This is a genomic window from Anaeromyxobacter oryzae (genome assembly GCF_023169945.1).
GTDB lineage: Bacteria > Myxococcota > Myxococcia > Myxococcales > Anaeromyxobacteraceae > Anaeromyxobacter > Anaeromyxobacter oryzae.
The window spans coordinates 2336432-2358489 of the sequence record NZ_AP025591.1; the positions used below are offsets into that span (position 1 = coordinate 2336432).

The window sequence follows — 22058 nt, forward strand, 5'->3', positions numbered from 1 at the left end:
TTCGCGGACCGCCGGCCGCGCGCCCAGACGCGCCCGTGCTCTACTGGGCGCCGCCGAGATCCTCGATCTCGGACTCGATGTCCTTGCGCTCGGGCGCGTCGGGCTTCAGGGCGAGGAACGACCTGAACTCCTGGACGGCCTTCCTCCGCTGCCCCCGCTCCTTGTACGCGAACCCCAGGTAGTAATGAGGCATCGCGTTCGCCCGGTCCTCGCGGGCCGCGCGCTCGTACCACGGGAGCGCCGCCTTCGGGCCCTCGAGCTCGTGCACCGCGCGCGCGAGGAGGTAGAGCGCCTGCACCGCCCGGGGGTCGGCCTTCATGAGCTCGCGGTACGTCTTCACCGCCTCCTCGTAGCGGCCGCGGCGGGCCTGGCAGTCGCCGAGCGCGAGGCGCAGGGCCGACGGGCCGGGGGCGAGCGGGATCGCCTTCTGGTACTCGGCGATCGCCTCGTCGAGCCTGTTCATCGACGCGAGGAGCGCGGCGGCCCGCTCGCGCGGCTCGGAGAGCCTCGGATCCGCCGCGGTGGCGGCGCGATACGCCTCGAGCGCCTCGCCGAGATCCCCGCTCCGCTCGTGCGCGACCCCGACCTGGATGTGGTTCTGCGGGTTCTTCGGCTCGAGCTCCACCGCCTTGTGGAGCTGCGCGAGCGCGTTCGGCACCTCGCCCTTCGCGAGCAGCGCCTTTCCCAGCCAGAGGCGCGCCTCCGCGAGCCGGTCGTCCTCGTTCGAGCCGGCGGTGAGGAGCCGGATCGCCCCGTCCACGTCGCCGCGCTCGAGCTTCACCGCCCCGAGCCGCGTGAGCGCGAGCGGGTGCTTCGGCTGCAGCGCGACCACCGCCTGGAACGACTGCTCCGCGCCGGCGAGGTCCTTCGCGCGCCACAGCAGGGTCCCGAGGGCGAGGTGGCCGTCGGCGTTCCGGGGGTCGAGCGCGAGGGCGCGCGCGAGCCCGGCCTTCGCGGCCGGGACGTCGCCGCGCCCCAGCGCGAGCCGCGAGAGCCCGATCTCGGCGGGCGCGTGATCGGGGTCCGCGGCGAGCGCGCGGCGGTACTCCGCCTCCGCGCCGGCCGCGTCGCCCCGGGCGCTCGCGAGGTCTCCCAGCGTCGTGCGCACCGAGGCGTCCTTCGGGTCCTTTCCGACCGCGGCCGCGAGGAGCGTGGCCGCCGCGTCGAGCTCGTTGCGAGCGAGGGCGATGCGCGCGAGCGCGACCCGCGCCTCGATCGCGTCCGGATCGCGCTCGAGGACGCCCGTGTAGACGTCCTTCGCCTTCGCGGTGTTCCCGGCCGCGGCGAGCGCCGCCGCCTGCGCGAGCAGGAGCCCGGTGTTCCCCGCCGCGGTCGCGAGCGCCTGGTCCGCGAGCTGCGATGCGTCGAGCGCGCGTCCCGAGAGGGCGAGCGCGCGGATGCGGATCGCGGCGAGCTCGGGGTCCCTGGTCGCCTTCGCCGCGACGGGATCGGTCGCCTCGACCGCGCCCGCGGGATCGCCGCCCCGCAGGCGGTGACGGGCGAGGGCGACCCGCGCGGCGAGCAGCTCCGGGTCGGCGGCGATCGCCGCCAGGTACGCCTGGTCCGCCTCGGTCGCGGCCGCGCGACGGCGGGCGAGCAGCGCGCCGTCGACGAGCCTCACGCGTCCCCGCTCGAGCGGCGACAGCCGCGGCTGGACGGCGGCGGCGAGGAGCGGCGCGAGCCGCTCGCGGGCGCCGTCGAGGTCCCCCGCCGCCTCCGCGACGGCCGCGAGCTCGAGCTGCGCGCCCAGGTGCCCCGCGCTCCGGGCGAGCGCGGCCTCGAGCGCCGCCTTCGCGTCGGCGAGCCGCCGCGCGGCGAGGGCCGCCCGTCCCTGGCCGAGCGGGCCGCGCGGTCCCGGCTCGGCGGCGGCCACCCGCTCGAACCGGGCCGCCGCGCGCGCGGTGTCGCCGCGGGCGAGCGCGGCCTCGCCGAGGAGCGCGAGCACGTCCGGGTCCGGCTTCGCCTTGGCGCTCGCGGCCTCGAGCGCGGTCTCCTGCTCGAGCGTCGCGCCGGGGGTCTCGACCAGCGCGACGGCGAGGCGCGCGACGAGGGCGGGCACCTCGCCCGGCGCGTCCTCCGCGAGCTGGGCCGCGCCGCGCCGTGCCTGGGCGACCGCCTCCGGCGGCGCGCCGTGGCGGCGTGCGAGCGCCGCGGTCGCGAGCGCCTGCGTCGCGAGCGCCTGCGGCGCGTGCCCGTCCGCCGCGACGGCCCTCGCCGCGAGGTCGAGCGCGGAGACATCGGACGCGTGATCGGCCTTCGCGAGCGCCGCCCGCGCCTGCGTCACGAGCTGCGCGGCGCGGCCGGAGTCGGCGCGGCGGACGAGCCGCGTGAAGAAGAAGCCGTAGGGCGTGAACCCCGCCCCGACGCCCGCGACGAGCACCAGGACGACGACCGCCGCCGGGATCGCCGCCCGCCGCGCCCAGGCCGGGAGCTCGAGGCGGGCGCCGCCGCCCTCCCCCTCCACGACCTTGGCCGCCGCCATGCGGTCGCCGAACGGCACGGCGCGCCCCGACGCCGCCTTGCGGTCGGGCTCGGGCTCCTCCGCGACGGCGCGCCGGAGCGCGTCCGCGAACGCCGCGACCGAGCCGATGGGCGCGAACTCGGCGCCGTCGCGCGAGACGTCCTCGTTCCCGAGCAGCTCGCCCTTCGACAGCATGTCCGCGATCTGATCCTCGGCGAAGGGGCCGAAGACCTTCCCCGACCGGCGCCGCACGCGGTACCCGCCGGCCTCGGGCGTGGCGGCGGAGGCCGGCGCAGTCGGCCCCGCGGGCCGGTTCCCATCGCCCCCGAAGAGCATCTCGAGCTCCTCGGCGGCCGCCGCGGAGCCCGCCGCCGCGGGCCGGGAGAGACCAGGCGCCGATGCGGGCGTGGTGGGCGGCGCGTCGTCGAACTCGATCGCGTCGTCGACCGGCGTCGGGAGCGGGTCGGCGTCGGCGAACGCGACCTCGCCGAAGCCGAGGGGCTCGCCCGGCCCCCCGGGCGGCGCCGCGAACGGCGTCGAGAGGTCGGCGAACGGCGTCCCGGCGTGCCCGAGCGTGGTGCCGGGGAAGGGGTCGGGCGCCGCGCCGAAGGGGGACGCGGCGGGCGCGGCGAGCGGATCGGACGCCTCGAACGGCGAGGCGTCCCCGAACGGCGACGCGTGCGGCGGGGGCAGCGGGATGCTCCCGGTCGCAGGCGACGCGAGCGCGGGCGGGGGCAGCGGGATGCTCGACGCGGGCGCCGGAGGCACGAGCGGCGGCGGGAGCGGGACGCTCGAGCCGGGTCCCGGCGCGGAGGGCGGCGGGGGCAGCGGGATGCTCGACGCGGCCAGGGGCGGGGGCGCGATCGGCGGAGGCGGCGGGAGCGGGATGCTCGCCCCTGCGCCGCCCCCCGCCGCGGCGGGCGCCGCGGGCAGCGGCATCGCCGTCGAGACCTCGCCATCGGCGGCGCGACGCACCGGGAACGTGTTCCGGCACTTCGGGCACTTCACGTTGAGCCCCGTCGCCGGGACCCGCCGGTCGTCGATGCTGTAGGCGGCGCTGCAGTGCGGGCAGGCGACCTTCATGGCAGGTTCCTTCCACCTTCGTCCGGCGCGGCCGGGCGCCGGGGGACGGAGACGACGCCGCGGGGCGGGAAGTGACGACCGTGGGTATCGGCGGCCGGCGGCTCCTGCGGCATCCAGTCTCCGGGGAGGGGTCGCGGGAAAAACGCGAGATTCCAGCAGGGTACCACCGGGCCGGGAGCGCGACAACGGGAGCGCCCGCCGCCTCGCCGTCTCGCACCGGCGGTCAAACGCGCCGGAGGCGAGCGCGCGCCCCGCCACCCCCGCGGGGCCCCGTCTCCCGCGACGGGCGCGTGCTAGGTTCGGCGGATGCCGGAGCTGTCCGCCGCCGTGATGGAGCGGCTGCGCGCGTGGACGTACGCGCTCGGCGGTCCCGGCACCCGCGCGCGCCTCGAGAAGCTCACCCCGCCGCGGAACGAGTACGGCGTGGACCCGTACGGCTTCGACGCCGAGTTCACGATCGCGGCGATCGCGCCGCTCCTGTGGCTCTACCGCAAGTACTTCCGCGTGCAGCTCACCGGGGTCGACCGCATCCCGTCGGAAGGGCGCGTCGTCCTCGTGTCGAACCACTCGGGCCAGCTCCCGTTCGACGCGGCGATGATCGAGGTCGCCTGCCTCGTCGAGAAGGACCCGCCGCGCGCGGTGCGGGCCCTCGTCGAGAAGTGGGTGCCGACGCTCCCGTTCGTCTCGACGTTCATGGCCCGCTGCGGGCAGATCGTGGGCACGCCGGAGAACTGCCGGCGGCTCCTCGCCGCGGACGAGGCGATCCTGGTCTTCCCGGAGGGCGTCCGCGGCCTCAACAAGCCGTTCAAGGAGCGCTATCACCTCCAGCGGTTCGGCCCCGGGTTCCTCCGGCTCGCGCTCGAGTCCGGGGCGCCCATCGTGCCCGTCGGCGTGGTCGGCGCCGAGGAGCAGGCGCCCGCGCTCCTCGATCTGAAGCCGCTCGCGCGGCTGCTCGCGTTCCCGGCCTTCCCCATCACCCCGACGATCCTCCCCTTCCCGCTGCCGTCCCGCTACCACATCCTCTTCGGCGAGCCGCTCCGGTTCCAGGGCTCTCCCGACGAGGAGGACCAGGAGCTCGAGAAGAAGGTGACCGAGGTCGAGGCCGCGGTCCGGGAGCTCCTCGCGCGGGGCCTCGCCGAGCGCAAGCACGTGTACTGGTGATCCCCGCGCCCCCCATGGCCCGAGAGCCCCTCACGCCCCCCGACGTGCCCCGGACCGTCCTCGTGACGGGGATCTCGGGGAACCTCGGCCGCGCCCTCGCGAAGCAGCTCCACACCGAGACGCACGTGGTCGGGATCGACCGGCGACCGTTCGCCGGCAAGCCCAAGGACATCGATCACTTCCAGGTGGACCTGCGGAAGAACAAGGTGGAGGACGTCTTCCGGCGCCATCGCGTCGACGCCCTCATCCACCTCGGCATCATGCACGACCCGCGGATGCCCTTCACCGAGGCTCACAGCTTCAACGTCCTCGGCACGCACAGGATCCTCGACCTGTGCGTCCGGCACGGCGTCAAGAAGGTCGTGATCCTCTCCTCCGCGAACGTGTACGGCCCGCGCCCGGACAACTCGAACTTCCTCCCGGAGGAGACGCCGCTCATGGCGGCGGACCGGTACAGCGACGTGCGGGACCTCATCGAGCTCGACATGTACGCGCAGTCGTTCATGTGGAAGCACCCCGAGCTCGAGACGGTGATCCTCCGGCCCGTGAACATCGTCGGGCCCACCGTGAGGAACGCGCCCTCGAACTACCTCCGCCTCGAGAAGCCGCTCACGGTGCTCGGCTTCGACCCGATGGTGCAGCTCATCCACGAGGAGGACGTCTCGCGCGCGCTGGTCCTCGCGCTGAAGCCCGGCCTCCGCGGCGTCTTCAACGTCTCGGGCCCCGGCGAGGTCCCGCTCTCGGCGGTGCTACGCGAGCTGGGGCGGCGCCCCATCCCGGTCCCGCACCCCCTCGTGCGCGGCCTCGTGCGGCGCGCGTTCGAGGCCCGGCTCACCGGGTTTCCGCCGGAGGAGGTCGATCACATCCAGTACCTCTGCGTCGTGGACGGCTCGCGGTTCGCCCGCGAGGCCGGCTGGGCCCCGAGATACTCGCTGAGGGAGACGATCCGGAGCGTGGCGTGAGCCCCGCCCCCCGTTATGCAGCCCACATGCGCGCGCTCATGGCGGCCTCCCTCGCGGCGGCCCTGCTTGCCAGCGCCCCGGCGTTCGCCCAGGCGCCACCCTTCGAGCCGACCGGCGAGGTCCGCTTCCTCGGCTGGGGATCCACGGGGTCCGGCGCCGCGTTCGACGCCGACCGCATCATCGGCCCGTCGGTGAACCTCACGCGCCGCGAGGACGGGAGCTGGGCGGGCGATCTCGTCGGCCAGAACCTCGACCTCCAGGTATCGCCGAAGAAGCTCACCGGGCCGAACGTGAACGTGGGCTACGAGACCAAGGACGGGCGGACGACCATCGAGGGCCTCTTCTTCGGCCAGCGGATCCGGCTCGAGCTCGACAAGAAGCGGCTGCACGGGAAGGTCGGCGTCTGCTCGCTCGATCTCTCTCGCAAGAACCCCCAGTTCTTCCAGGGGGAGATGGGCTGCACGCCCTCCGGTCGGAACGCGTTCCCGCAGACCTCGCGCGCGAGCCTGCAGCTCATCGGCGAGGCGGGGAGCGATCAGCCGCCGATGCCGCAGCTCGCGCTCGCGCTCATCGCGATCCTGCCGGGCTAGCCGCCGGACCGCGTTCCTCTGGCGCGCCGGCGGGCTCGCGATCAGAATCCCCCGGATGACCACCGGACACCTCCCCGCCGAGCGGACGGATCGCCTTTGCCGCGGCCTCGTCCCCGAGCGCGGGCTCCGCGCCGTGTTCGTCCGCGTCGGCGACACGGCACGGATGGCGCGCGTGCTCCACGGCCTCTACCCGACGAGCGCGCACCTGTTCGCGCAGGCGCTCGCCGGCGGCGCGCTCGTCGGCGCGCTGCAGAAGGACCGTGGCCGCGTGAACCTGCAGCTCGAGTGCGACGGCCCGATCGGCGGCCTGTTCGTCGACGCCGACCCGGACGGCAACGTCCGGGGCTACGTCCGGCACGTCGCGGTGAACTTCCCGGGCGAGCCGGCGCGGGGCGCGAAGGCCGCGCTCGGCGGCCGCGGCTTCCTCTCGGTCCTCCGCGAGACCTCGCCCGGGCAGCACTATCGGAGCGCGGTGGAGCTCGAGGCGCTCGACGTGGCCGCCGATCTCCGGCGCTGGTTCGCCTCGAGCGAGCAGGTCGCGACGGCGCTCGACCTCGCGGTCGTCGCGCGCGGAGCCGAGCCGCTCGGCGACGTGGCGGGCGTCCTCGTGCAGCGGCTCCCGGACGGCGACGACGCCGCGATCGAGGAGGCGCGCCGGCGCCTCGCCGGAGGCGAGCTCGCCCGGTCGCTCGCCGACGGGGCGGCGGCGCAGGAGGTGATCCGGCGCGTCGTCGGCGAGGGGTTCGAGCTGCTCGGCGACGTCGAGGTCGCGTACCGCTGCGGCTGCAGCATGGAGCGGGCGCGCGCCGCGGTGTCCGCCCTCGGCGTGACCGGGATCGCGGAGGTCCTCGCGAACGAGCGCGAGGCGGTCATCACCTGCGAGTTCTGCCGGTCGCGCTACGTGGTGGCCGAGCCGGCGCTCCGGGATCTGCAGCGCCGCCTGGCGGAGCGCGACGCGGCCGGGTGACCGCGCCGGCCGACGCCCCGACCCCCCTCGCCCGCGGGCCCCCCCGCCCCCGCGCCGCGTGGTAGATTGCGGGTTTCCGTCCGGCCGCACGACCGGCCTTTTCGGGAGGCACGACCATCGCGACCGCGAAGAAGAGGAAGACCGTCCGCCGTGAGCCCCGGGCCGCGAAGCCGGCGCCGGCGAAGGGCGCCAAGGGGCCGACGTCCCGCGGCAAGGCCCCGGCGCGCGCGCGCAAGGTCGCGCGCGGCGCCCGCGGCGGCAGCTCCGACCACCCGCTCGGCATGGGCGTGGCCGACGGCTTCGCCATGGACCGGCTCGCCGCGCCGGCCCGGATGAAGCGCGCGCCGAAGAAGGCGATGCGCGAGATCGGCTGGGCGGCGTTCGGCGAGGTAGCGCGGAGCCTCGCGGCGCGCATCGCCGAGGAGTTCCGGCCCGAGGTCGTGGTCGGCATCGCGAAGGGCGGCGTGTTCGCGGGCGGCGCGCTCGCCGCCGCGCTCGGCGCCGACTTCCAGCCGGTCCGGATCGAGAAGCGCCGCCGCGACGTCGCGAACCCCGCGCCCATCGCGGAGCTGCCCGATCTCACCGGCAAGAAGGTGCTCGTCGTCGACGACGTGGCCGCGACCGGCGCGACGCTCGCGAAGGCGCGCGCCCTCGCCCGGAAGGCGGGCGCGCGCGAGGTGCGGACGGCGGTGCTCGTGAAGCGTCCCGACGGAGCACGGCCGGACTTCTCCGCGTTCGAGACCGACGAGCTGATCCTGTTCGGCTGGGACTACCAGCTCGACGAGGCCGGCGGCGGCCACGAGGATCCGGGCGAGGTCGGCGTCTAGGAGAGGCAGTCACGACGCTCGGCGTCACAGCAAGTGGTGGGGGGACCCTGCCGCGCGGCAGGCGCGTGGTGATCGGCACGGCCGGTCACATCGACCACGGCAAGACGTCCCTGGTCCGCGCGCTCACCGGCATCGATACCGACCGGCTCCGCGAGGAGAAGCGGCGCGGGATCACGATCGAGCTCGGCTTCGCGCACCTCCCGCTCGCGGACGGCACCGTCGCCGGCGTGGTGGACGTCCCGGGCCACGAGCGCTTCGTCCGCGCGATGGCGGCCGGCGCCGGGGGCATCGACCTGGTCGTGCTCGTCATCGCGGCGGACGAGGGCGTCATGCCCCAGACGCGCGAGCACCTCGACATCTGCCGGCTCCTCGGCGTGCCGCGCGGCGTCGTCGCGATCACCAAGGCGGACCTCCTCCCCGGACTCGGCCCGGAGTGGCTGCCGCTCCTCGAGGGCGACGTGCGCGAGGTGACCCGCGGGACGTTCCTCGAGGGGGCGCCCATCCTCCCGGTGTCGTCCTCCACCCGCGAGGGCCTCGACCGCCTCGTCGAGGCGCTCACCGCGCTCGCCGCCGAGGTCCCCGAGCGCCCGGCGGACGGCCCCTTCTTCCTCCCGGTCGATCGCGCGTTCTCGCTGAAGGGGTTCGGTACGGTCGTGACGGGCACGATCCTGTCCGGACAGGTCGCGGAGGGCGACGCCGCCGCGCTCCTCCCCGCCCCGCCCGGCGCCGACGCGCTCCGCGTGCGGACCGTGCAGGTGCACGGGAAGGCGACGCCGCGCGCGCTCGCCGGACAGCGGACGGCGGTGAACCTGCCCGGCATCGAGCCCGCGGCCATCGCGCGCGGGCAGGCGCTGGTCCACCCCGGCGGCGTGCCCGCCTCGTCGATCCTGGACGTCGAGGTGACCCTGCTCGCCGCGGCGCCGAAGGCGCTCCGCCACCGGGCCAAGCTCCTCCTCCACATCGGCACGGCACAGGTACCCGCGGCGGTGGCGCTCCTCGATCGCGCCGAGCTCCGCCCCGGCGACACCGCGCTCGCGCAGCTCCGGCTCGGCGCGCCCGTCGCGGCGCTCGCGGGCCAGCGCTTCATCCTGCGCGGCTTCACCGTCCTCGAGGGCCGCGGCAAGACGGTGGGCGGCGGGCGCGTGCTCGCGCCGGCAGCCCCGAAGCGGCGCCGCGGGCGTCCGGAGGCGCTCGCGCAGCTCGCGGTGCTGGCCGGCGGCGACGCCGACGCGCGGGTGGGCGCGGTGCTCGCCATGGGGGGGCCGGCCGGGCTCGACGTCGCCGCGGTCTCCGGGCGGACGACCCTCTCCCCGCGCGCGGTGCAGGCGGCCCTCGACCGGCTCGGCGCGAAGGGCGAGGCGCTCCTCTTCGACCGCGAGCGGCGTGCGTACGTGGCAGGCCCGGTCGCTGCGGACCTGGCGCGCCGGATCGCGGACGCGGTCCGCGCCTTCCACCGCGAGCACCCGCTCGCGGCGGGCGTCGGTCGCGAGGAGCTCCGGGGCCGGCTGCCCCCAGTGACGGACCCGCGCCTCTTCCAGCGGCTCCTCGCGCAGGCGGCCGAGCGCGGCGCGCTCGTCGTCGAGGGCGAGCACGTCCGCGAGCAGGCCCATCGGGCCGCCGCGGCCGGCGCGACCGGCGGCGCGCTGAAGGAGAAGGTCGCCGGCGTGCTCGCGAAGGGCGGCCTCACCCCGCCCTGGCTCGCCGAGCTCCCGTCGGCGGTCTCCGCGACGCCCGCCGACGTGCAGGCGGTGCTGAAGCTGCTCGCGACCGAGGGGCGCGTGGTCCGCGTCTCGGCCGAGCTCCACTTCGACGCGGCGGCGGTCCAGGGCCTGCGCGAGCGGCTCGTCGCGTTCCTCCGCGAGCGGAAGGCGATCACCACGCAGGAGTTCAAGGACCTCGTCGGCGCCACGCGGAAGCACGTCATCCCGCTCGCCGAGTACTTCGATCGCGAGAAGGTGACGCTCCGGGTCGGAGAGAAGCGGGTGCTGCGCGGGGAGGGGCGCTGATGGCGGCCCCGGGCCACCGACTCCCGAGCGGCATCGTGGTCATCCGGGACGACCGGATCGTCTACGCGAGCGAGGGCATCGCCGCCCTCGCCGATCGCTCCGTGAGCGACGTCGTCGGGCGCCCGTTCGTCGAGTTCCTCCTCGAGGACGACCGGGCCCGGCTCGCGGACCGTCACGAGCGGCGGGGCCGGGGCGAGCCGATCGCGGCGGAGTACGAGATCGACCTCGCGCTCCCCGGCGGCGGCACGCGGCCCGTCGAGTGCCACGTGGAGCAGGAGGGCCTGGACACGGTCATCCTCGTCCGCGACGCGTCGGACCGCACCGCGCGCCGGCTCCGGCTCGAGGCGATCGCCGCGCTCGGCGCGTCGATCCAGCACGAGAGCAGCGAGGAGGGCGTGCACGCGCGCGTCCGCGACGGGCTCCTCGATCTCGGGCTCGCCTCCACCCTGATGTGCGCCGAGGACGCCGGCGTCCGGATCGAGTGGATCAGCGTGCCGGAGACGGTGGCGTCGGAGTTCGAGCGCCGCGTGGGGCAGCCGCTCGCCGGGTACCTCGGACGCTCGAACGGATTCTCCGCGCGCGTGTGGACCGACGGGTTCGCCTTCACCGACGACTGGGGTGCGGAGGCGGCGACCTTCGTGCCCGACGAGCACGTCGCGTTCGTCCGGACCCTCGTGAACGGGAACGGCAACTCGCGGGCCGCCGCGGTGCGCCTCTCCGGGCGGAGCGGCTCGCGCCGGTACCTCACCGTCGCCGGCGACTGGCTCCGGCAGGACGACCTGCCGGCGATCCGGCTGTTCTGCGCGCAGGTCGCCGCCGCGCTGGACGCCGCCCGGACCATCGCGGATCTCTCCCGGCACAACGCGAACCTCGCCGCGCTGAACCGGATCGCCGAGCTCGCCGGAGACGCGGACGACCTCGACACCTTCTTCGCGCAGACGGACGTGATCCTGCAGGAGGCGGCGGGTTGCGCCGGGCTCGTCGTCTTCGTGCTCGACGACGCGGAGAGCGTGCTCGTCCGCATCTACGACGACGGGACCGGCTCGGAGGCGCTGCGGCGGCGGTTCGCGCGGCTGCCGCTCGCGTCGACCCTGGGCGAGATCGTCCGCGAGCGGATCCCCCGCATCGTCGCCGCCGCCGAGGGCGTCGACGAGCTCTCCCGGCTCCCCTTCTCGACCGCGGCCTGGGTGCCGCTCGTCGCCCGCTCGAAGGTCGTGGGCGTGATGGCGGCCGGGTTCGCGAGCGCGCCCGACGACGTGGGCGAGCACCTCGACCTCCTCGCCGCCGCGGGCGCCCACCTCGCCGGCGCCATCGAGTCGCACGGCCTCCTCGCCGACCTCCGCCGCCGCGTGGCGGAGCTCACGCTCCTCAACGACGTCGCGCTCGCGACCGGCCAGCTCGACCCGGTGCTCCTCCTCGACAACGCCCTCCGGCGCGTCTGCGACACGTTCGAGGCGGACACCGCGGCCGCGTACCTGCGCGAGGGCGAGCGGCTCGTCCTCGTGGCGTCGTTCGGGATCGAGGCCGCGACCGCGCGGCGGTTCGCGCAGCTCGGCGTCGGCGAGGGCCTCCCTGGCCTCGCCATCCAGCGCCTCGGCCCGGTGCAGGGCGACAGCGCCGCGTTCGACCCGATCTCGGCGGAGGTCGCCGAGGCGGAGGCGCTCCGGTCCGCGATCGCGGTCCCGCTCCTCGCGAAGGGACAGTCGGCCGTCGGCGCGGTGGTGTTCGGCCGCCGCTCCGCGAAGACGCCGTCCGACGGCGAGGTGACGCTCCTCTCCGCGGTCGGCGTGCAGCTCGGCGTCGCCGTGGAGAACGCGCGCCTGTTCGCCGACGTCCGGCGGAGGCTCTCCGACCTCGAGGCGGTGCACGCGCTCGCGCTGCGGATCTTCGGCAACGCGCCGGGCGACGTGCAGGGGCTGCTCGACGACGGGTGCCGCGAGGCCGCCCGCGCGCTCCGCTGCCGCGCCGCGGTGGTGCTGCTCGCCTCGGACGACTCGCCGGCGGCGCGGCTCCGGGGCGTGGCCGCGTGGGGCGCTCCCTTCGAGCCGGGGCGGATCGAGATCCCGCTCGCCGACGACAAGCTGTCGGAGGAGGCGATGCGGCGCCGCGCGCCCGCGTGGAGCGAGGACGTCACGAAGGATCCGCGGAGCGCGCTGTGCGGGAACCCGCACGTGCCGCCGCTCGCGATGCTCGTGGTGCCCCTCACGTCGCGCACCACGACGCGGGGCGTGCTCTTCCTCGCCGACGAGGCGGGGCGCTCGTTCACCGACGCCGAGATCGCCCTCGCGAACGCCCTCGCGGGCGAGCTCGCGGTGGGCCTCGAGAACGCCGAGCTCTACGCCGAGGCGCGCCGCCGCGTCGAGGAGCTGTCGCTGCTCAACGACATGGGGCGCACCGTGGCCGGCTCCCTCGACCTCGACCGGGTCCTGTCGGCCGGGGTGGAGGCGGCGCGCCGGCTCCTCGGCGCGACCCGCGGCATCGTGCTCCTCTACGACCCCGTCCGCGTGGAGCTCCGGGTGGCTGCGGCGACCGACCGCTCGGTGGAGGCGTACGCGGACTCGGCGGCGATCCTCCGCCAGGGCGGCGTCTCGTGGCGGGCGATCCAGGAGCGGCGCCCGATCGTGCTGAACGACGCCGCCGCGAGCCCGGAGCTGAACCCGGAGGTCCGCCGCCGGTACGCGCCGCGATCGCTCGTGGCCGCGCCGCTCCTGCTCCGCGGCGAGCCGCTCGGCGTCCTGCTCGTGGTCGAGACGGAGCGGACGCGCCGCTTCGAGGACGCCGAGGTCGAGCGCGTCACGGCGGTCGCGAACCAGCTCGCGGTGGCCATCGAGAACGCGCGCCTCTACCAGGAGGCCCGGGGGCGCCTGTCGGAGCTCTCGACCGTCATCGACGTCGCCCGCGTCGTCTCGTCCTCGCTCGAGCTCGAGGAGGTCCTCTCGGCCGGCGCCCAGCACCTCCGCCAGACGCTGGCCGGCTCCGCCTGCACGATCCTCCTCGACGACGTCCGGCGCGCCGAGCTGCGCCGCGCCGCCTCGAGCGGACCGCCCATCGGCCCCGCCGCGCTCCCCGTCGGAGAGCCGTCGCTCGCGCGCGAGGCGCTCGAGGCGCGCGCCCCGGTCACCGGCCGCGCGCCGGGCGCGACCGCGGCGGACCCGGCCCTCCTGGCGGTGCCGCTCCACGTCCGCGACCAGCCCGTCGGCGTCGCGCTCGTCGCCGCCGGCGATCCGGAGCGCACCTTCACGCCGGGCGAGCTCTCCCGCGCCATGGCGATCGCGAGCCAGCTCGCCGTCGCCGTGGACAACGCGCGCCTCTACTCCGAGACCCGGCGGCGCGCGGAGGAGCTCGGGCTGCTCCACGAGGTCGGCCGCTCGCTCGTCGCGACCCTCGACATCGAGAGCGTGCTCGACGCCGGCGTCCGCAACCTGGCGCGGATGGTGGATGCGCCGGTCGCGGTCCTCTGCCTCCTCGGCGACGACGGCAAGCAGCTCGAGGTGCGCGCGGTGTGGGGCACGCGCCCGGACCTGATCGGCCGGCGCTACCCGCTCGAGCCCGCCGGCGCGCGCATCGCGAGCCTCGTCCACGACCGGCGCGAGCCCATCGTCGTCGAGGACGCGCTCGCCGATCCTCGGGTCCTCGACGACGTCGTCCCCGAGCCGGGCGCCCGGGCGCTGCTCGGCCTGCCGCTGCTCGTCCGCGATCGCTTCATCGGCACCGCGGTGATCGCCGACACGCGCGGCCCGCGGCGGTTCACCGCCGCCGAGGTGGAGCGGGCGGCCGCCATCGCGAACCAGCTCGCCGTGGCCGCGGAGAACGCGCGCCTCTACGAGGACCTCCGGCGGAGCTACGCCGAGCTCGCGCACGCGCAGCGGCAGCTCATCCAGCAGGAGCGGCTCGCGGCGCTCGGCGAGCTGTCGGCGGTCGTCGCGCACGAGGTCCGCAACCCCCTCGGGGTCATCTTCAACTCCCTCGGCTCTCTCCGCCGCATGATCCGGCCGCAGGGCGACGCGAAGATGCTCCTCGACATCGTGGGAGAGGAGGCGGACCGGCTGAACCGCATCGTCGGCGACCTGCTCGACTTCGCCCGGCCGTCCACGCCCACGGTCCGCCCCGAGCCGCTCGATCGCGTGGTCGACGAGGCGGTGGCGGCGGCGCTCGCGCAGAACCAGACGCCGATCCAGGTCCGGCGCGAGCCCGGCGAGCTGTCGCTCGTCCCGGTGGACGCGCGCCTCGTGCGGCAGGCGGTGCTGAACGTCGCGGTGAACGCGGTCCAGGCGATGCCGCGGGGAGGGACCCTCACCGTCCGGACCCAGCGCGAGGACCGCGCGGCGCTCCTCGAGATCGAGGACACCGGGGCGGGCATCCCCGAGGAGGTCCGGAACCGCATCTTCGAGCCGTTCTTCACGACCAAGGCGAGCGGGACCGGGCTCGGCCTCGCGGTCGTGAAGCGCATCGTCGACGGCCACGGCGGAGAGGTCTCCGTGAGGAGCCGGCCGGGCATGGGCACGGTGTTCTCGCTGCGGTTCCCCCTCGTGCCGCCCGCCGGGGTCGTCGGGACGGTTGAAATCGACGGCGTGAAGGGCTGAGATCCCCCCGCCATGGACGCCGACGCCATCCCCGCCCCCGTGGACCTCCGCCCCGACGCGTCGGGCGGCAAGGTCCTCGTCGTCGACGACCAGCGGAACATGCGGGCGACCACCGCCATCCTGCTCCGCCAGGCGGGCCACGCCGTGCAGGAGGCGGAGGACGGCGCGAGCGCGATCCAGCGGCTCCAGCACGAGGCGTTCGACGTGGTCCTCACGGATCTCCGGATGCCGACCGTCGACGGGATGGAGGTCCTGAAGACCGCGCAGCAGCTCGCCCCGGACACGCAGGTCATCGTGATGACCGCGTACGGCACGATCGAGTCCGCGGTCGATGCGATCCGGCACGGCGCGTACGACTTCCTCGCGAAGCCCTTCAAGGAGGACGAGCTGCTCCTCCGCGTCGCGAAGGCGCTCGAGAAGCGGCGCCTCGTCGGCGAGGTGTCCCTCTTCGCCGAGGAGTTCCGGAAGCGCTACGGGCTCGAGCACATCATCGGCCGGTCTCCCGCCATGCGCGAGGTGCTCGACCGCGTCCTCCGCATCGCGCCAACCGACGCGACCGTGCTCATCACCGGGGAATCCGGCGTCGGCAAGGAGCTCGTCGCGCGCGCGCTCCACGTCACGAGCCGGCGCGGCGACAAGCCCTTCGTCCCGGTGAACTGCGCCGCGATCACCGAGACGCTCCTCGAGTCGGAGCTGTTCGGCCACGCCAAGGGCGCCTTCACCGGCGCGACCCGGGCCCGCCGCGGCATGTTCGAGGAGGCGAACGCCGGAACGCTCTTCATCGACGAGATCGGCGAAACCGCGCCCGGGTTCCAGGCGAAGCTCCTCCGCGCGCTGCAGGAGGGCGAGATCCGGCGGGTCGGCGAGTCGACGCCGGTCCAGGTGAACGTCCGGGTCATCGCCGCGACGAACCAGGACCTCCGCCGCGCCATCGTCGAGAAGCGCTTCCGCGAGGACCTCTTCTACCGGCTGAACGTGGTGCCGATCCGGATCCCGCCCCTCCGCGAGCGCCGCGACGACATCCCCCTCCTCGCCGGGCACTTCCTCCGCCGCTTCAACCAGCGCACGGGCGGCGAGAAGGTGCTCACGCCGGACGCCGCGGCGCGCCTCGTCGAGCACGACTGGCCGGGCAACGTCCGCGAGCTCGAGAACATGATCGAGCAGGCCGCGGCGCTCTCGCCGGGGCGCGAGATCCGCGCGAGCGCCGTCGAGATCGAGCATCGCCGCCCCGCCGCCGCGGCGCCGGAGGAAGCGACCCAGGTCGCGACCCTCGCCGCTGCGGTCGAGGACGCCGAGCGGCGGGCGATCACCGCCGCCCTGACGCGCTGCGGCGGCGACCTCGGGCGCGTCGCGCGCGAGCTCGGGGTGTCCGGCACCACGCTCTGGCGAAAGATGAAGCGGCTCGCGATAGAGGGCCGCGGCGCCGCTCCGCTGGAATGACCGGCGCGGCCGTCCACCCGCCTATTTCACCTGTGAAACCTCACATTGCAGGTCTGCAATGCATGCGGGAAATGACGCAAGTCGTCCCTTGCCGAGGTTCTCGACACCCTGCGCGCAAGTACCCGAAAAGACGTCGCGCCCCCTCCGTGGTCATCCGTGGCACCGCCCTTGCTCTAGGACTCAGGCAGAAGTGCAAAGCAGCCTGTTGAAGTAGGTCCCCCCCCGCCACTTCAGCTGCGCTTTGCACTTCTTTTTTTTCTTCCCCTAGCCCGCAGCAGGTCGCGGATGCCGTGCTCCTTCCTGATCGTCGACGCCGACCGGAACTTCCGGGAGGCGCTCGCGATCTCGCTCCGGCTCGACGGTTACGCCGTCGCGGTCGTCGAGAGCGTCGAGGAAGGCTTCTCCCAGCTCGCGCGCGGGGGTTCCCGCTGCTGTGTGGTCGACGTCCACCTCCCGGACGCGGAGGCGCTCCTCGACGCGGCGGCGCGCGCCGGGGTCCGGGCGGTGATGACCGGGCCGTACGCGGAGCTCCTCGTCCAGTTCGCGCACCGGCACCCGGGCGTCCAGGTCCTCGCGAAGCCCTTCCGGGTCGCGGAGCTCACCTGCGGCTGCCCGACGGCAGCGGTGTCCGTGGAGCGCGGCGGCTCGGGGCTCCGGGCCGCCTCGCGCTAGCGTCTCCGTCGCGCGACGGACGCCGACGCACCTGCCTGGTCCAGAAACGACGACGGGGCCCCTGGGGGCCCCGTCTCGACTCCGGGCTCGCGCACGCCCCCTACATGACGATCGCGCTCGCCGCCTGGGCGAGCCGGACCATCGGGTCGGCGAAGACGCCGAACACCACGACGACCGCGACGGCCGCCGCGAGCGCGATGGAGAGCGCCGGCGACACGAGCCCGACCTCCGCCTCGCCCTCCGCGGGGCGCATGTACATGTAGAGGACGACGCGCAGGTAGTAGAACGCGCCGAGCACGCTCGTGAGGATGCCGAGGATCGCGAGCCCGTAGAGCTGGGCGCCGAGCGCAGCCTGGAAGATGTAGAGCTTCCCGACGAACCCGGCGGTCGGCGGGACGCCGGCGAGCGAGAAGAGACACACGGTCATCGCGAACGCGAGGGCCGGGCGGCGCCGGGCGAGCCCCGCGAAGCGCTCGAGGTCCCAGGCGTCCTTCGGCTCCTGGTCGCCGCGCGACCGCCGCTCGAGGGCGCCCACCACGGCGAACGCGCCGATGACGGTCGCGCTGTAGGCGGCGAGGTAGAAGAGCAGGCCCGCGAGCGCCTTCTCCCGGGCGCCGGCGACCCCGGCGGCGACGACGCCGACGATCAGGTAGCCGGCGTGGCCGATCGACGAGTACGCCAGCATCCGCTTCACGCTCCGCTGCGGGAGCGCGAGGAGGTTGCCGAAGATCATCGTGAGCACGGCGAGGGCGTAGAGGATCTTGCCGAACGCGCTCGTCTGTCCCGCCGAGCCGGCCTCGGAGGCGAGGAAGAGCCGGACGAGGAGCGCGAAGGCGGCGGTCTTCACGCCGGCGGCCATGAAGGCGGTGACCGGGGTGGGCGCGCCCTCGTACACGTCGGGCGTCCACGCATGGAACGGGACCGCGGCGATCTTGAACGCCACGCCGGCCGCGACGAGGCCGAGGCCCGCGAGGTAGAGCGGGGAGCCGCGGCCGTTCGGGAGTTGCCCGAAGAGCGTCGACCCGGAGGCGCCGTAGAGCAGCGCCGACCCGTAGAGCACGAGCGACGACGAGATCGCGCCGAGCACCAGGTACTTGAACGCGGCCTCGGCCGGGCGCATGCCGCGGCGCAGGTACGCGGCGAGGGCGTACGTCGAGAGGCTCATCACCTCGATGGAGATGAAGGCGACGAGGAGGTCCGTCGACATGCCGAGGAGGGCCATGCCCGCCGCGCCGAACATGGCGAGCGCGTAGAACTCGCCGCGCTCGGCGTTCCGGGCGTGGAGCCAGCCCGCGCCCACGAGGGCGGAGAGGCCGAGGCCGGCGCAGACGACGACGGTGACGAACGCGGAGAAGCCGTCCGTGACCGCCTGCCCGCCGAAGACGCTGCCGGACGGCGGCGCCAGCGCGGCCGAGAACGCCGCCGCGGCGGCGAAGCCGCAGGTGAGGAGCGCCTGGTAGCCGCGCTTGCCGGAGACGAGGAACACCTCGGAGATGAGCAGGACGAGCGCCCCGAGGGTGAGGATCGCCACCGGGACGAGGGCGAGGAAGTCCTGGGTCGGGAAGCCGGGCATGTCTTTAGATCCCTCCGGACGGCGGCTGGTGCGGAGCGGGCTCGGTGCCCGGCTCGGGCGCGGCCGCGGGGGCGGCCGGCGCGGGGGTCCGCGCGGTCACGGCGACGGCGGGCTCGATGGTGCCGACCTGCGGGCCGTTCCCGAGCCGCGCCTCGGCGGCCTGGAACCGCTGCACGAGCCGGTCGACCGCGGGCTTCGCGGGGGCGAGGAACGGGGCGGGCATGAGGCCCATCACCACGATGAGGACGATCATCGGGGCGATGACGAAGCCCTCGCGGACGCTGAGATCCGGGAGGTGCCGGTTCTCCTCGTTCTTGATCGTTCCGAAGAACACCTTCTCGACGAGGAGGAGCATGTACACCGCGCCGAGGATGACGCCGACGGCGCCGAGCGTCGCGAACACCGCCGAGGAGCGCAGGCGCGAGAGCCACGTGCCGGAGAGGATGAGGAACTCGCCGACGAAGCCGTTCGTGCCGGGGAGGCCGATCGACGAGAGCGTCACGATGACGAACGCCGTGGCGATGACCGGCACCTGCTTCGCGATGCCGCCGTACTCCGAGATGAGGCGGGTGTGGCGCCGCTCGTACAGGACGCCGACGAGGAGGAACAGGGCGCCGGTCGACACGCCGTGGTTCAGCATCTGGTAGACGCCGCCGGTGAGGCCCTCGGCGGAGAGCGCCATGAGGCCCAGCATCACGAAGCCGAGGTGCGACACCGACGAGTACGCGACGAGCCGCTTCATGTCCGTCTGCACGAGGGACATGAGCGCGCCGTAGAGGATGCCGATGACCGCGAGCACGCCGATGGCGGTCCGGAACGAGAGGGCCGCCTCGGGGAAGAGCGGCATCGCGTACCGGAAGAAGCCGAAGGTGCCCATCTTGAGGAGCACGCCGGCGAGGATGACGGAGCCCGCGGTGGGCGCCTCGGTGTGGGCGTCGGGCAGCCACGTGTGCAGCGGGAACATCGGCACCTTCACCGCGAACGCGAGGGCGAACGCGAGGAAGAGCCAGCGGGCCGCCTCGGGCGTGACCTGCAGCGCGCGTCGCGCCTCCACGTAGTCGAACGTGCCGCCGTCGTGGAAGTACAGGTACAGGATCGCGAGGAGCATCAGCACGCTCGCGGCGAAGGTGTACACGAAGAACTTCACCGTCGCGTAGAGGCGGTTCTGCGATCCCCAGATGCCGATGAGCAGGTACATCGGGATCAGCATCAACTCCCAGAACACGTAGAAGAGCACGAGGTCCAGGGCGGCGAAGGTGCCGATCATCGCCGTCTCGAGGACGAGCAGCGCGATCATGAACTCCTTCACGCGGTCGGTGACGGCCTTCCACGTGGAGAGGATCACGATGGGCATGAGCACCGTCGTGAGCATGATGAGCAGCAGCGCCACGCCGTCGATGCCGACGTGATAGCCGATGCCGATCGTCGGCACCCACGGGACCATCTGCTCGAACTGGAACTCGGCGGCGCCCGGCGAGGCGTCGAAGCCGAACCACAGGCCGAGCGAGAGGCCGAAGGTGACGAGCGAGATGACGAACGTGAGGGCCCGGTGCTGGTTCGCCTCGTCGCGCGGGACGAGCGCGAGCGCGAGGGCGCCGAGGAGCGGGACGAAGGTGACGACGGTGAGCAGGTTCACGAGCTAGTGCCCTCCCACGCCCAGGACCGACCAGAGGATGACCGCGGCCGCGACCGCCATGATGGCGGCGTAGCGCTGGACGTCGCCGTTCTGCGCGAGCCGGAACACGGAGCTGATGAAGCCGATCGCCCGGGCGACGCCGTTCACGAGCAGCCCGTCGATGGCGAAGACGTCGACGATGCGCCAGAGGATGTACGCGGCGAACCGGGTCGGCTCGATGACCAGGAACTGGTACAGCTCGTCGACCCGGAACTTGTCGACCGCGAACCGGTACGTCGCGGGGAACGCGCGCGCGAGCCGCGCCGGCGCCGCGCTGAGCGGGCCCGAGTACATGAGCCAGGCGACGAACGTGCCCGCCGCCGCGATGATCCACGCGATCACGAACGGGCCCATGCCCTCGTGCCCCTCGTGCGGCAGGTGGCCGACGGCCTGGAGCCGCTCGGTCCCGGCGGCGAAGACCGGCTCGGTGAACTTCGCGAACGGCTCGATGCCGGGGAGGCCGAGCCAGAGCGCGACGATGGCGAGGAGCGCGAGGACCATGAGCGGCACCGTCATAATCGGCGACGACTCGTGCGCGTGCTCGGCGGCGTGGGTGCGGGGCTTCCCCGTGAAGGTGAGGAAGAAGAGCCGCGACATGTAGAAGGCGGTGCCGAGCGCGGCGAGGGAGCCGAGCGTGTACGCGGCGGTGCCGACCCACGGGGCGACCGGGTTGTGCGACCCGTGCACGCCGGCGAGGATCGCGTCCTTCGAGAAGAAGCCGGACAGCGGGACGAAGCCGGTGATGGCGAGCGTCGAGATCCCGAAGGTGAGCGCGGTCCAGGGCATCTTCCGCGCGAGGCCGCCCATCTTCTGGACGTCGGTCTCGTCGCCCATGCCGTGCATCACGGAGCCGGCGCCGAGGAACAGGCAGGCCTTGAAGAACGCGTGGGTGACGAGGTGCAGGATGCCCGCCCACCAGAGGCCCGAGCCGACGCCGATGAACATGAAGCCGAGCTGGCTCACCGTGGAGTAGGCGAGCACCTTCTTGATGTCGTTCTGGACGAAGGCGATGAGCGCCGCGAAGAGCGCCGTCGCCGCGCCGACCATCGTCACCGTCGCCATCGCCGCCGGGGCGAGGCTGAACAGGAAGGCGTTGCGGGCGACGAGGTACACGCCCGCGGTCACCATCGTGGCGGCGTGGATGAGGGCGGAGACCGGCGTCGGGCCGGCCATCGCGTCCGGCAGCCAGACGTAGAGCGGCAGCTGGGCGCTCTTCCCGCACGCGCCGACGAACAGGCCGAGGAGCGCGAAGGTGATCGCCGCCTGGTAGCTGTGGCCGGCGAAGACGCCGTTCGTGATGAGCGTCGTCGCCGGGCTCCGCAGGCCCTCGGCGAGCTGCTGGATCTGCCCGTAGCTCGCGGTCCCGAAGATCGAGAAGAGCGAGAAGACGCCGATGAGGAAGCCGAAGTCGCCGATGCGGTTCGTGACGAACGCCTTGCGGCCCGCGAACGCCTTCTGCGGATCGGTGTACCAGAAGCCGATGAGCAGGTAGCTGCAGAGGCCGACGCCCTCCCACCCGACGAAGGTGAGGATGAGCGAGTCGCCGAGGACGAGCGTGAGCATCGCCGCGACGAAGAGGTTCAGGTACGTGAAGAACCGGGCGTACCCCGCCTCGTCCTCATGGGACATGTACGACGCGGAGTAAATGTGGATCAGCGTCCCGACGCCGGTGACGACGAGGAGCAGCGTCCCGGAGAGCTGGTCGACCGTGAGACCCCACGGGATCGTCACCATCGCGCGACCGTCCGGCCCCGCCACCTGGATCCACGGGAACCCGTGGAAGTGCAGCGTGTTGCCGTGGAGCACGTGGTAGAACTCGACGCACGAGATCGAGAACGCGCCCACCATCACGGCGATGGCCAACAACGTGACGTTGGCCTTGCCGATGCGCCGCCCGACGAGCCCGTTGATCAGGGCACCCGCGAGCGGGAGCAGGATGATGGCCCACAGATAAGACTCTGCCGCTGCAGTCGAGGCTTCGATCGAGGGCATAGGGTGGGGCGAAGGATTACCTTCTCGGGACGGTTTGGACAAGCCTCTTGTCTGCGGAAAACCCCG

Annotated in this window: 13 protein-coding genes; 9 read left to right on the top strand and 4 right to left on the bottom strand. The window is 74.2% G+C overall.

Annotation, left to right across the window (positions count from 1 at the left end; translation table 11 throughout):
• Positions 1–40: 40 nt before the first annotated feature.
• Positions 41–3544 (bottom strand): tetratricopeptide repeat protein, encoded by a 3504-nt coding sequence (locus AMOR_RS10235; protein WP_248360712.1) that lies wholly within the window; start codon positions 3542–3544, stop codon positions 41–43.
• Positions 3545–3850: 306 nt separating this feature from the next.
• Between AMOR_RS10235 and AMOR_RS10240 the strand changes: the two genes are divergently transcribed.
• From AMOR_RS10240 to AMOR_RS10280, 9 genes are all read left to right on the top strand, one after another.
• Entirely contained in the window at positions 3851–4705 is an 855-nt protein-coding gene (locus AMOR_RS10240; protein ID WP_248360713.1) for a lysophospholipid acyltransferase family protein, read from the top strand.
• Between the two features lie 14 nt (positions 4706–4719).
• Complete coding sequence (locus AMOR_RS10245; RefSeq protein WP_248360714.1) at positions 4720–5667, top strand: SDR family oxidoreductase; 948 nt, start codon at positions 4720–4722, stop codon at positions 5665–5667.
• Positions 5668–5693: 26 nt separating this feature from the next.
• Positions 5694–6257, top strand: coding sequence for a hypothetical protein (locus AMOR_RS10250; RefSeq protein ID WP_248360715.1), 564 nt, complete (start codon positions 5694–5696; stop codon positions 6255–6257).
• A gap of 55 nt (positions 6258–6312) precedes the next feature.
• Complete coding sequence (gene hslO / locus AMOR_RS10255) at positions 6313–7224, top strand: Hsp33 family molecular chaperone HslO (RefSeq protein WP_248360716.1); 912 nt, start codon at positions 6313–6315, stop codon at positions 7222–7224.
• A 281-nt stretch (positions 7225–7505) separates the two neighbouring features.
• Positions 7506–8051 carry a phosphoribosyltransferase gene (locus tag AMOR_RS10260; RefSeq protein ID WP_248360717.1) on the top strand — a complete coding sequence of 182 codons (546 nt, stop codon included), beginning with the start codon at positions 7506–7508 and terminating at the stop codon, positions 8049–8051.
• A 65-nt stretch (positions 8052–8116) separates the two neighbouring features.
• A complete protein-coding gene (selB, locus tag AMOR_RS10265; protein WP_248360718.1) occupies positions 8117–10057 on the top strand; it encodes a selenocysteine-specific translation elongation factor in 1941 nt (646 codons plus the stop codon).
• On the top strand, positions 10057–14640 hold the full coding sequence (locus AMOR_RS10270; protein ID WP_248360719.1) for a GAF domain-containing protein: 4584 nt from the start codon (positions 10057–10059) through the stop codon (positions 14638–14640). Before selB ends, AMOR_RS10270 begins: the two co-directional genes overlap by 1 nt.
• Positions 14641–14652: 12 nt before the next feature.
• The gene (locus AMOR_RS10275; RefSeq protein ID WP_248360720.1) at positions 14653–16080 is read left to right on the top strand and encodes a sigma-54-dependent transcriptional regulator; all 1428 of its coding nucleotides are present in this window, start codon (positions 14653–14655) and stop codon (positions 16078–16080) included.
• A gap of 285 nt (positions 16081–16365) precedes the next feature.
• Positions 16366–16752 carry a hypothetical protein gene (locus AMOR_RS10280; RefSeq protein ID WP_248360721.1) on the top strand — a complete coding sequence of 129 codons (387 nt, stop codon included), beginning with the start codon at positions 16366–16368 and terminating at the stop codon, positions 16750–16752.
• Between the two features lie 100 nt (positions 16753–16852).
• On the opposite strand, the gene AMOR_RS10285 is transcribed toward AMOR_RS10280, so the two are convergent.
• From AMOR_RS10285 to nuoL, 3 genes are read right to left on the bottom strand one after another with little or no spacing between them, the layout of a single operon-like run.
• The gene (locus AMOR_RS10285) at positions 16853–18325 is read right to left on the bottom strand and encodes an NADH-quinone oxidoreductase subunit N (RefSeq protein ID WP_248360722.1); all 1473 of its coding nucleotides are present in this window, start codon (positions 18323–18325) and stop codon (positions 16853–16855) included.
• A 4-nt stretch (positions 18326–18329) separates the two neighbouring features.
• Positions 18330–19961 (bottom strand): complex I subunit 4 family protein, encoded by a 1632-nt coding sequence (locus AMOR_RS10290; RefSeq protein WP_248360723.1) that lies wholly within the window; start codon positions 19959–19961, stop codon positions 18330–18332.
• A gap of 3 nt (positions 19962–19964) precedes the next feature.
• Positions 19965–21992, bottom strand: a complete 2028-nt coding sequence (gene nuoL, locus AMOR_RS10295; RefSeq protein ID WP_248360724.1) for an NADH-quinone oxidoreductase subunit L — start codon at positions 21990–21992, stop codon at positions 19965–19967.
• Between the last annotated feature and the right edge of the window lie 66 nt (positions 21993–22058).